Here is a 12285-nt window from a genome sequence, read left to right on the forward strand (position 1 = left end):
GACTTAATGGTTGAATTGCCTTAACAACAATTTAAACCTTTAACCATCTAACAATCTCGCTTAAAGCACTTATGCGGTTTGCTATTCTTATTTCCTTCTATTCAAAGAACTTTCTTAAACCAATCGTATCCTATATCCCTATAAAATCCCAACTCGCTTAATCTGTCATTACCGGCTGTAATGATGTGTGTGTGTATTGCTCGCTATTAGCAATTACTTGCCTGTTGCTTGCTTGCACTTAAATCAGATAACCTGATTTTTTAACCTCCGAAACCAACCTTTTGTTGGCTTTTATCAGCTACTCTTTAGCTTCTTTCCGTTTGGGAGTGCAAAGGTAAGAACTATTTTCTTCTTTACAAAAAAATATTAAAGATTATTTTAAGTTTTTTCTCTGGAAATGCCTTAGTGAATATTTACTAAGCAAACAGCTTTCAACCCTGCTTCTTCCTTGCTACACTTTACTCCAAAAGCCTGCTGCTTTTCTTTTTTTGCGAGTGCAAAGGTAAGATTTTATTCTTAAACTTTGCAAACCTGCAACCAAAATTATTTTATTTTTATTACCGGTAACTTCCGGTTAAAAACACCAAGGAGATAAACTTGCGTCTGCTTCTTTTGGCTCAACATTATTACTCCTTTCTCCAACACTCTTCCATCTTGAACCGGCTGTCCGTTTTGGAGGTGCAAAAATAGAAAATACTTTTCATTTTGCAATACTTAGAAAGAAATAGTTTAAAATTTTTAATAAAAGTAAGCTTTTAGTAGCTATCTAATTAATTTTCTTATGCTCTTAATTACTTAACAACGCTAAAATCACTCTATTTTATAACTAGTTATAAGCTTTTAATAAATAATCTCTTTTATTTATTAAATATTGCTTTATGCTCCCTTCTGTTGGAAATGCTACAATAGTTAGGCTATATAAAAAGAATAACCCTGGATTTTTATCCAGGGTTATTTTACATTTAATTTTGTACAATATTATAAGTACTATTCAGAAGCTTCATCGCCAGATTTACCAGCATTGGCCTCATTGCTCATCATTCTATCTTTAAGAGCAGAAAGAGCATCTAAATCGCCAAGGGTAGAACGTTCAGAATCTTTAGCTTTCTTCGGATCAACTGGTTTGCCAGATTTTGGAGCCTCTCCCGGTTTCTTCTTCGTGAACTTATCAGCTTTGGCAGCTTCTTCTTTCGGATCAGAATAAACGTTGGTATGAGACAAAACAATCTTGCGATCATCTTTCGAGAACTCCATTACTTTAAAGTCTAAGCTTTCGCCCGCTTCTGCATTAGCGCCATCTTCTTTTACCAGGTTTTTCGGATAAGCGAAACCTTCAATACCATACGGTAACTCCAGAACAGCACCTTTATCTGATTTCTCCAGGATAGTAGCTTTGTGAATAGAACCTACACTAAATAAAGTTGCAAAAGTATCCCATGGATTTTCTTCCAGTTGCTTATGCCCTAAAGCTAAGCGACGATTAGGAGCATCCAGTTCCAGAACAACTACATCCAGGTTCTCACCTACTTTTACAAACTCCGAAGGATGTTTAATCTTCTTAGTCCAAGAAAGGTCAGATACGTGTACTAAACCATCAACACCTTCTTCCAGCTCGATGAACAAGCCAAAGTTAGTTAAGTTACGCACCACACCAGAGTGACGAGTTCCTACAGCATATTTGGTTAAAACATCTTGCTTAGTCCAAGGATCTTCGGTCAGTTGCTTAATGCCTAAAGACATTTTGCGCTCATCGCGATCCAGGGTCAATACAACTGCTTCAATTTCGTCGCCTTGTTTAATGAAATCTTGTGGGTTACGCAAGTGCTGCGACCAAGACATTTCAGAAACGTGAATTAAACCTTCAACACCTGGTAAAATTTCTAAGAAAGCACCATAATCGGCAACATTCACAATTTTACCTTTAACGCGAGAACCAACTGTGATTTCAGCAGAAAGTGCATCCCAAGGATGAGGCGTTAATTGCTTCATACCTAAAGAAATACGCTTCTTGTCCTCATCAAAGTCAAGAACTACTACGTTAACTTTCTGGTCTAATTGTAATACTTCCTGCGGATGGTTGATACGTCCCCAAGAAATATCGGTAATGTGTAACAAGCCATCTACACCACCCAGGTCAATAAATACCCCAAAGTTGGTCATGTTCTTGATAACACCTTCCAGAACCTGGCCTTTCTCGAGGTTATTCAAAATAGCAAAACGCTGTTGCTCCAGATCTTTCTCGATCAGTACTTTGTGCGAAACAACTACGTTATCGAAAGCAGCGTTAATCTTAACTACTTTCACTTCCATTTTCTTACCTACAAACACATCGAAGTCCCGGATTGGCTTCACATCAATTTGCGAACCTGGTAAGAAAGCTTCTACCCCATTCAGATCGATGATTAAACCACCTTTAGTCCGACGTCTAACCATACCTTCCAGTATTGTATCGTTTTCTAAGGCTTTATAAATATTATCCCAGGCTTTAACAATTTTCGCTTTCTTACGAGATAAAATTAATTGGCCATTTGGATCTTCCTGGTCTTCAATGAAAACTTCTACTTCATCACCGATTTTCAGGTCGGGCTGATCGCGGAATTCAGAAATAGGCACCAACCCATCTGATTTGAAGCCGATGTTCAGGATAACATCGCGATCGGTAATACCTACAACTGTTCCTTTGATTACTTCTTCTTCCTGAACAGTGTTTAATGTATCACCATACATTTTTTCTAATTCGGCACGCTCAGACTTAGAGTAATTGCCACCGAATTTCTGAGATTCAAATTCATCCCAGTTAAAATCATCATTTGCACTCATGCGTTATTTTGCTCTGGTAAAGAAACCGGAAGTCGAGCTTACCGCCGGCCGGTTTGGTTATACATACCTTTGCGCAAGCAAAGCCCATTCATTTTGAATGAACGGCAAAGATAGCTGATTATCAGGAATAATCCAAGAATTTAGTTAAGCAGCAATTGCAACGAAGTAGTTTTAAGCTAATAGCACAACTTGTAAACTATAAGCCAAATAAATATTTGCTTCTGGAGAAAGGAAAATACATTTAAATAATTGATTGATAATTTAATTACCAGTCGTTATTCTTCGCGGAGTTTATCTTTCACCCGCAAATAAACTTCCCAATTCTGATCGAAATTGCCGGCATGGGCTGCCAGAAAAGCGGTGAGAGAAGGTTTCCGGGGCTTCTGTTTCAGGGTTAAACCGGCTTCTTCGGGGGTACGATCGCCTTTTTTGGTATTACAGCGCATACAAGCCGTAGCCAGGTTGGTCCAGCTAGAATTGCCGCCTCTGGATTTAGGCACTAAATGATCGAGGGTTAAATTTTTAGTGGACCCACAATACAAACATTGGTATTGGTCGCGCTTCATTACGTTGTGCCGGCTTAAAGAAATACCTTTGTACGGCACGTGCACATAACGCTGCAAGCGAATAATTGAAGGGGCCGGATATATTTTGCTGATGGTGCGCAAAATGGCTGATTCAGATTTATGCACCAATTCGGCCTTTTCCAAATACAATAAAACAAATGCTTTTTGTATACTACAAAGAGCCAGTGCCGTGAAATCCTGATTTAAAATAAGTACCTTCTGATCCATAACCACTTAAACTCTTCCAACTTACAAAAAGAATCTAAAACGAACAAGCAAGGAAGGCTGGTGAATAAAAATAAATTTATAGGCCTTAACGCTATCAGCCAAGTAGATAGGTGGCATCTACCCTAAGGATAACTTTAGCGCGAGTTTACAGCAGAATAAATATTATTATTCAGTAAAAAGCTTTTTATTAATTATAAGTTAGGAAAGATGCGTTTGATGATGCGCAATTGGTGGGTATACCGCTTCCGGTCGGCATTAAAAATGCCCTGGTGGTCCAGTGTATCAATACGCACTTCGCCGTGCGCATGAATAATCTGGTTGCCGTCGAGCATTAAACCTACGTGCACAATGCGTCCTTCGGCATTATCGAAAAAAGCCAGGTCGCCGGGTTTAGTTTGAGAAGCAAAATGTACTTCCTGGCCATGCGCAGCTTGTTGCCAGGCATCGCGGGGCAACTGATAATGGCATAAGCTGTAAACCTGCTGCACAAAACCAGAGCAGTCTAAACCAAAAACAGTACGACCACCCCAAACGTACGGCGCTTTTAAAAATAAGCGGGCAATATTTTGAAGGAAATGTGCTTCTGGCGCAATATTTAAATCGGAAACCTGGCCAGCAAAAGAATATTCCTCCTCCCCTAACCTAACGCTATTACCAACAAAAAAAGGCAAGGTACTACCCAATAATAAAGGAATACGATTTTGGTTGTTGTAAATAAAATCTACCAGATTTAAAGTACGGGGGTGCTGTTGTACCTGCCACTCCGAAAAATAAGCTTCACTAACCGGAAAATGTTGCTTAAAATCAATCCAGCCTTCGTAGCCATCGGCGGCATTTTGCACCAAAAACCAATTCCCTTCCTGATTTAATATTGTATAACATTCACCAAAAAGAAGTTCGGTAATTAATTCACTTTTGTCGCTTGGCTCTTTTCTTACTGGCACATGGCTTAAAGCACAAATTCCGTAATCCACTTTTTTAAGTTATTAGGTATTAGCTGTTAATAATTAGCTATTCAACTTTATTTATCTAACGAAGTTCATAAATTGCTAAAAACGCTCGCGCTGCATCTCGCGTTTTACATCGCGTTCTTTAATATCTTCCCGCTTATCAAACAGTTTTTTGCCTTTGGCTAAAGCAATATCTACTTTGGCAAAGCCCCGGTCGTTAATAAATAGCCGCGTAGGAATAATGGTTACGCCCTGCTCTTCCGATTTTTTACGCAGTTGGTTCAATTCTTTTTTATTTAAAAGCAGTTTGCGGGTGCGGGTTGGTTCGTGGTTGTTATAAGTACCTTCAGTAAATTTGGCAATATGCACCTGGCTCAACCACAATTCACCGTTCTGAAAAGAACAGAAGCCATCGGTTAAGTTAACGTTGCCTTCGCGCACCGATTTTATCTCGGTACCGGTAAGCATAATACCCGCCGTATATTTATTTAAAAAGTGGTATTCGTAAGAAGCCCGGCGGTTCTGAATATTTACCGTCTTCTTTATTCTTTCTTTATTTGTTGCCATTTATGCCCGCTTTGGGTTCAAAAGTTTAGCTATTTTTTCTTTTTTTCAAAATTTTCTGTCGGGTTTCACAGTCGGCTATTAACCTGGCACAAACTTATGCCACTACCCCACACACCAATTCATTGGCATTTATTTCCTGTATAGTAGCTGTTAGGGTAAGGATCTTGCCGGGAAACGCCGGGTATTTATGCCTGATTAATAAGCCAGTACCCATGCTTTCTTCATCTTCCTCTTTCATTTCCAGCACCAATAACCGCGATGCCCATTCCAGAACTTGCGCCAAGGCAAACGTAGAACATACGGCATGAACTAGTTCCCCATTAAACCTGGCTAAATCTGCTTCTGTTACGAGTTTCTGAAAAATCCTGGTGGCACCTACCTGAAGATTATACTTCATAAACGCTAAGATTAATATTTTAGCCAATACAGGATGAATAATAAATATTAACTAAATATCACTCCTATAAATAAACAGCAATATTTACCAGCATAATTATTTACGGCCTAAAGTTGCTGTTGAATCTATTACAAAGATATTTTTAAACGTGGGTCCGGGCTGGCGTACTGATTGGTAAATTCGCCAGCCAAATATTTAAAATGAGCCGTCATGGCAATCATGGCAGCGTTATCGGTGCAATACTGGAAAGCCGGAATATAGGTTTGCCACTGGTATTTTTTTGCGTAATCCTGAACTGTTTGCCGCAAACCCGAATTAGCTGATACCCCGCCGGCAATAGCTATCTCCTTAATATTAGTTTCTTTGGCGGCCGAAACCAGTTTTTTCATTAAAGTCTGAATCAAAGCTTGCTGAATACTGGCGCAAATATCGGGTAAATGCTCCTGAATAAAATTTGGATTGGCTTGCGTGTTGTTTTTAATAAAATTTAAAATAGAAGTTTTAATGCCGCTGAACGAAAAATCGTAATTAGGCATATTCACTATTGGGAAAGTATAGGCATTGGGGTTACCGGTTTGCGCCAGTCTATCCAGCATGGGTCCGCCGGGGTAAGGCAAACCCAGCAACTTAGCCGATTTATCGAAAGCTTCTCCTACAGCATCATCGGTGGTCTGGCCCAAAACCTGCATCTCTAAATAATTTTTTACCAAAACAATTTGGGTGTGGCCGCCACTTACGGTTAAGCACAAAAAAGGGAAATTGGGCTTTGGTTCATCAATAAAATGCGCCAGAATATGCGCCTGCATGTGGTTTACCTCAATTACTGGAATATTTAAACCCAGCGCAAACGATTTGGCAAAAGAACAACCCACCAGCAAGGCACCTAACAAACCCGGACCGCGGGTAAAGGCCACCGCGTTTAATTCACTTTTTGTTATATTTGCCGTAAGCAAAGCCTGAGATACAACGGGAATAATATTTTGTTCGTGGGCCCGCGAGGCAAGCTCGGGCACTACCCCGCCGTATTTTTCGTGAACCGCCTGCGTTGCCACAATATTGGCTAGTATTTTGCCGTCTTTAATTACAGCGGCCGAAGTATCGTCGCAGGAAGATTCAATTGCTAAAATAGTAGGACTCATATTTACTTGGAAAACCAGAATAACAGGCTGCAGGCAGTAGGAAAATTTTTTCTGAAATTTATTTTCGGACTAATCCTGTTTTTACTGCTGTTAGCCGGTATTATTTTAATTGCTATTCGTATTCCGGCTGTGCAAACCGCCGCCGTACACAAAGCTTCCGGCATATTATCGGAAAAGCTGCAGCACGAGGTAAGCATCGACCGGGTAGATATAGCGTTTTTTAACCGGGTAATTTTAGACAAAGTTAAGGTACTCGATTATAAGAACGAAGTATTATTTTACGTGGGCCGATTGCACGCGGACATCAGCTTCTTCGATATTTTCCACCCGAATCAGTTACATATCTCGGATTTAACCCTGGAAAAACCGCAGGCGAATCTGGTACGCTACAAAAACACCGATTCTTTTAACCTGAGTTCTTTTTTAAAAGCCCTCCAGAATTTAACCGTTAAAAAAGACACCACTACTACCAAAAAGCCTTTCGATTTTAAGATAGATGCCATTACGATCAAAAACGGCCGCTTTACTTACTACGATCAAAACAAAACCTTTGCCCCCGACAGCAATGCCGTTGATTACAAATATTTAATAGCCGATAGCATTTCGGGGCGCTTTTCCGAAATTGAACTTGGCGATACCCTGCGAGTTAAAATAGATAAATTGCAGACTACCGAAACCCGCAGTAAAACCCGGTTACACGAGTTAAGCACCCGCATGGTCTTTGCGCCTACTTTCTGGGAGTTTAATGATGTATTATTAAGTCTGGGCCAAAGCAACCTCCGGGAATATATCCGGTTTGATTACAAGCGCTTTGGCAATTTTACCCAATTCAACGACAGCGTAACGGTAACGGCCAATTTAAAAAAGGCCAAAGTATATACCAAAGACATAGCCCGGTTTGCGCCACAATTTAAAGACTTAAACGATAGCATATTAATTATCGGCGAACTGGCCGGAAAGCTTAAAAGGTTTAGGGCGAATAAATTAGATGTTTTTTATGGCCGGAACACGCATATTGTGGGTAACCTGAGTGCAAGCGGTTTGCCTAACATCCGGGAAGCTTTTATTGAAATGCAACTTAAGCCTTCGGTGGTAAATGCCCGGGACTTGCAAAAATATATACCTAAAAAATCTTTTGCGATAGCCCAAAGACTCGGCACCGTAAAATTAACCGGTAATTTCCTGGGCTTTTACAACGACTTTGTAGCCAACGGTTCTTTCCAGACGGCTTTAGGAAATGTGGTATCGGATATTAACTTAAAAATTAATCCTAAAACCCAGAATTCTTCTTACAGCGGCTATTTGCGTACTGCTAATTTTAACGTAGGCAAGCTAATCGGCAACAGTAAAATAATTTCAAATATTTCTTTAGATGGCCGGGTAAAAGGGGTTGGTTTTGATATAAATACAGCCCGGGTGCAGCTTGATGCCAATATTAATGCCGTTAACTTATACGGCTATAATTACCGAAATATTAAAACCAACGCCACGCTAAGCCGCCAACAATTCTCCGGGGATTTTACCATCCGCGACCCCAATATTAATTTAACCGCTACCGGCGATGTAAACCTGAACCAGCAAAGTCCGTCCTTTGATCTAGTAGCCGATATTCAGCACCTGGACTTTAAAGCTTTAAAACTAACCAACGAAAACATAAGTCTGCAAACCAAAGCTACTGTAGATTTTAGCGGCTTACAGCTAGATAACATAACCGGGCGGGCTTACTTTGCCAATACCATCTTAAAGCTTAATAATTATGTGGTGCCTACCGATTCGGTGGTATTTATTTCGGCTTTAGAAAACAACCAGCGCAGCCTGCAAATATTATCGGATGTGGCCAATGTAAATGCTACCGGCACCTGGGATTATACCGTTTTGCTGCGCGATTTGCGCACCTTGGTACACGAATATCGCCTTAACTTCGAAAGCAACCCGCCGGTTACAGCGGCTTATTACCGTAATAAAAAGCGTACTACCCTGCCTGAGTACGACATTAATTACAAGCTAAACCTGAAAGATTTTAACGGCATTATTAAAGCTTTTGTACCTAATCTGGGCATTTCTGATAATTCAATTATAGAGGGAAGTTTTCGCCAGGGTTCTAATGCCATATTTGGCGTTTATGCCCACACCGATACGTTGTACTACGGTAAAAACCAGTTCTTGCTGAACGACCTGGAACTGAATACCTCGAAGCTGCCCTACTCGCCCGATGTACTGGCAAACGTAATTGTCAATTCCCAAAAGCAAATATTAAAACCGGGCGGCAACACCGAAAACCTTTATTTAGAAGGCGTTTGGAGCGAAAGAGCTATTCAGTTTACCACCAATATTGCTCAGGTAAACTCCACCAATCAGGCCAATATTAGCGGTAACTTAACCTTCTTAAATAATAAATTACAAATTGTTTTTAATACCTCTAACGTAAATGTGTTGGGCAAAGCCTGGCATATTACCCCCAATAACACCATCGAAATATCGGGTTTAGGTAAAGAAATTAATTTTGAGGATGTGGTAATTTCTCATGAGAACCAGCGCATTAGCGTGGCGGGTATGCTTTCCCAGAATCCGGAAAAATCTTTAGAAGTTAAGATTGATAACTTTAGGCTGGAGAACCTGAACCCTTTATTTACCAGTAAGTTTAAAGGCATCTTAAATGCCCAGCTTTCGGCGCGCGATGTATACCGGCAAGCCATTATTACGAGCCAGTTAACCGCTGACTCGGTTTACATGAATGAATATTTTGTGGGCCGGGTGGCCGGCACCTCTAACTGGGATAATCCGGAAAAACGGTTGGCCGTGGATTTAGGCATTACCCGCGACAATTTAAAAGTGCTGAACGTAACCGGCTACTATAACCCCAGCGACGAAAATAACCAGATAGATTTATTGGCTATAATGGACGATGCGCCGGTAAAATTGGTAGAACCGTTATTAAATACCTTATTTTCGAACCTTTCGGGTACCATGGATGGCCGTTTACAAATGACTGGTCAACTAACCGCGCCTAACCTGTCGGGCTCTGCTTTGGTTTCAAACGGCCGATTTACCTTTAATTACCTGAACACCACTTATACTTTCTCAGACCGGATTTACTTTACCCAAAACGATATTACTTTTCGGGATGTAAAACTCTACGACCCGCTAAACAATGTGGGTACGGTAAGTGGCAGTATTATTCACCAGGGTTTTAAAAATATGATCCTGGATTTACGCGGCGAATTCCGGCGCTTTATGGTGTTAAATACCACCCGCGAACAAAACCAATTATATTATGGCACCGCTATTGCTACCGGTTCGGCTACGGTTTTAGGCGCGCCCTCTAACCTGCAAATGAATATTGATGCTCGCAGCGAAGCCGGCACCCGCCTTTCTATTCCGCTCGATAACAGCAGCACTGTTACCCGGCAAAATTTTATCCGGTTCGTAAATCGCAATATTCCGGATTCGACACTAGCTGTTCCTATCTCGGTTTCCAACCAGGCAGATTTATCGGGCATTAACATGAATTTTAATTTGCAGATTACCCCCGATGCTTACATGGAAATTATTCTGGACCAGACTTCCGGCGATATGGTAAGGGGCTCAGGCAATGGCCGAATTAGGATGAATATTGATACCCGCGGCGAATTTACCATGGACGGACAAGTAGAAATTACCCGCGGCGCTTACAACTTTACGCTTTATAATATTATAAACAAAGAATTTACCATCAGGCCCGGCGGCACCATTACCTGGAACGGCGACCCGTATGCCGGTATCATGAATATTACGGCCACCTATACCCAAAACGTAACCATACCCCAAAGCTTGGCTAACAACGACGAAACATTATCTAATGTGCGCATTCCGGTAACCGCTGTTATGAACCTAGCTGGCAATTTATTAACCCCGGAAATAAGACTGGATTTAGAGTTTCAGAATGCCCCTAACGATGTAGAAACCCAGCTGGCCCGCGTACTCGCCGACCTACGAAACGACCAGGACGAACTGAACCGGCAGGTTTTTAGCTTACTAATATTAAAACGGTTATCCGATAGAAATAATTTTGGCAGCACCGCTCTGGAAGCCGGCATTACGGGTAGCTTAAGTGAGCTGGTAACCAACCAATTAGGCAACTTTTTATCGCAGGTAGATTCTAACCTGGAAGTAGATATTGGCATTAATTCTTCTGACCCGAACGCCAGCGCCTTAGACCAGGTAGCTTTACGTAATTTACAAGTGCGGTTAAGTTACAGCTTGCTCGAAGGCCGGTTGCGGGTAACCCGCGAAGGTGGCTTAAACAATAGTAATTACAACAACGAAACTTCCTCTGATTTTTACGGTACTACCAATACCCTGGCCGGCGATTGGCGGGTAGAATATTATTTGGGTCAAAACGGAAAGTTGCGCCTCCGCTTAGAATATATTACCTCGCAACGTCGTTTTGCCAGTACCACCAATACCGCCACCACCAACGTAAGCGTGCTGCACACCGAACAATTTAACCGGTTTAGCGAATTATTTGCCCGCAAACGGGTGCGCAGGCGCTATTTACAACAAGAGCGGGAAAGGGTTATTCTGGACTCCGATGTGCGTTACGACGATATTAAATAATAGCAAAGAATTACAAAGCGGTTTTGGTTGTGGTATTTATTCTTAATTTTGCACCACCGCGGAAAGTATGGCAAGAGATCACTTAAAACCCACACGTAAAAAAAAGTTAGGCAGTTACCCGTATGCGATGGTAATATTCAGCATAACCCTGGCTTTGTTTGTAATTGGGTTATTTGGCATTCTGCTTATTCATGCGGGCAAGCTCTCTAATATTGTAAAGCAAAGCATTGAGGTGCAGGTTTACCTGGAGCGCAACTTAACCGAAACCCAATTGGTGGCCGTTCAGAACCGCTTGGCCAAGAAAGAATTTATTGCTTACGAAGGTAATAAAGCCCAAATCCGGTTTTTTTCGAAAGAAGAAGGCGCCAAAGAATTTATTAAAGAAACCGGCGAAGACTTCCTGAACTTTCTGGGTGAAAACCCATTACGCGATGCGTATATTTTAAATATTGGCGCCGATTATGCCAATTCTGCTAACCTTAAAAAAATTAAAACCGAGTTAGAAAATATTCCGGGCGTGTACGAAGTACAATACGTCGAAAGCCTCATTGATTCCATCAACAGCAATATTCAGAAACTAAGCATTATTTTACTCAGCTTTGCGGCCATTCTGGTGCTGGCGGTAATTATTCTAATAAATAATACCTTAAAATTAGCTTTGTTTTCGCAACGGTTTTTAATCCGGAGCATGCAATTGGTGGGTGCTACGCCATCTTTTATTCAGCGGCCTTTCCTGAACCGGGCTACCTGGCAAGGTTTGGTTAGTGGCTTACTGGCCTCTGTTATGCTGCTAGGTTTGTTGCAATATGCCTATTACCAGATTAACGAATTGTACGTACTCCGCGACGAAATGCAGATTGGTATTTTGCTGTTGTTTCTGGTTATATTGGGCAGCATTCTGGGTTTTATCAGCTCGTACCGGGCCATCAAAAAATACCTGGGCATGTCACTCGATGAACTGTACTAAATTAAGGTTGTTTGGAGTTCAATTGTTCGGGACTAGAAAATGAATTTAATATTTT

General features: G+C 41.2%; 8 protein-coding genes. 2 read left to right on the plus strand and 6 right to left on the minus strand.

Translation table 11 applies throughout. The annotated features are described in order from the left end of the window. Nucleotides 1-987: 987 nt before the first annotated feature. The 6 genes from rpsA to tsaD form a co-directional block, all read right to left on the minus strand. Nucleotides 988-2820, minus strand: a complete 1833-nt coding sequence (rpsA, locus tag F0145_RS13625) for a 30S ribosomal protein S1 (RefSeq protein ID WP_150088974.1) — start codon at nt 2818-2820, stop codon at nt 988-990. 275 nt (nt 2821-3095) lie between these two features. Beyond that, nucleotides 3096-3614, minus strand: a complete 519-nt coding sequence (locus tag F0145_RS13630) for an HNH endonuclease (RefSeq protein WP_150088975.1) — start codon at nt 3612-3614, stop codon at nt 3096-3098. Between the two features lie 191 nt (nt 3615-3805). Then, on the minus strand, nt 3806-4588 hold the full coding sequence (locus tag F0145_RS13635; protein ID WP_223816048.1) for a C40 family peptidase: 783 nt from the start codon (nt 4586-4588) through the stop codon (nt 3806-3808). 75 nt (nt 4589-4663) lie between these two features. Further along, the gene (gene smpB / locus F0145_RS13640) at nt 4664-5131 is read right to left on the minus strand and encodes an SsrA-binding protein SmpB (RefSeq protein WP_150088976.1); all 468 of its coding nucleotides are present in this window, start codon (nt 5129-5131) and stop codon (nt 4664-4666) included. Nucleotides 5132-5225: 94 nt separating this feature from the next. Further along, nucleotides 5226-5528: a thioesterase family protein gene (locus F0145_RS13645; RefSeq protein WP_223816049.1), complete on the minus strand. Its 303-nt coding sequence runs from the start codon at nt 5526-5528 to the stop codon at nt 5226-5228. A gap of 128 nt (nt 5529-5656) precedes the next feature. Next, nucleotides 5657-6667 (minus strand): tRNA (adenosine(37)-N6)-threonylcarbamoyltransferase complex transferase subunit TsaD, encoded by a 1011-nt coding sequence (gene tsaD / locus F0145_RS13650; RefSeq protein WP_150088977.1) that lies wholly within the window; start codon nt 6665-6667, stop codon nt 5657-5659. A gap of 6 nt (nt 6668-6673) precedes the next feature. Here tsaD and F0145_RS13655 point away from each other — a divergent pair, with 6 nt between their 5' ends. Next, a complete protein-coding gene (locus F0145_RS13655; protein ID WP_150088978.1) occupies nt 6674-11263 on the plus strand; it encodes a translocation/assembly module TamB domain-containing protein in 4590 nt (1529 codons plus the stop codon). A gap of 67 nt (nt 11264-11330) precedes the next feature. After that, nucleotides 11331-12230 carry a cell division protein FtsX gene (locus F0145_RS13660; RefSeq protein WP_150088979.1) on the plus strand — a complete coding sequence of 300 codons (900 nt, stop codon included), beginning with the start codon at nt 11331-11333 and terminating at the stop codon, nt 12228-12230. The last annotated feature ends 55 nt before the right edge of the window (nt 12231-12285 follow it).

It is taken from the genome of Adhaeribacter rhizoryzae, from assembly GCF_008629685.1.
Taxonomy (GTDB): domain Bacteria; phylum Bacteroidota; class Bacteroidia; order Cytophagales; family Hymenobacteraceae; genus Adhaeribacter; species Adhaeribacter rhizoryzae.

Coding starts and splice junctions, on each gene's coding strand:
- rpsA (WP_150088974.1), bottom strand. CDS start 2,820: ATGAGTGCAAATGATGATTTTAACTGGGATGAATTTGAATCTCAGAAA.
- F0145_RS13630 (WP_150088975.1), bottom strand. CDS start 3,614: ATGGATCAGAAGGTACTTATTTTAAATCAGGATTTCACGGCACTGGCT.
- smpB (WP_150088976.1), bottom strand. CDS start 5,131: ATGGCAACAAATAAAGAAAGAATAAAGAAGACGGTAAATATTCAGAAC.
- F0145_RS13645 (WP_223816049.1), bottom strand. CDS start 5,528: ATGAAGTATAATCTTCAGGTAGGTGCCACCAGGATTTTTCAGAAACTC.
- tsaD (WP_150088977.1), bottom strand. CDS start 6,667: ATGAGTCCTACTATTTTAGCAATTGAATCTTCCTGCGACGATACTTCG.
- F0145_RS13660 (WP_150088979.1), top strand. CDS start 11,331: ATGGCAAGAGATCACTTAAAACCCACACGTAAAAAAAAGTTAGGCAGT.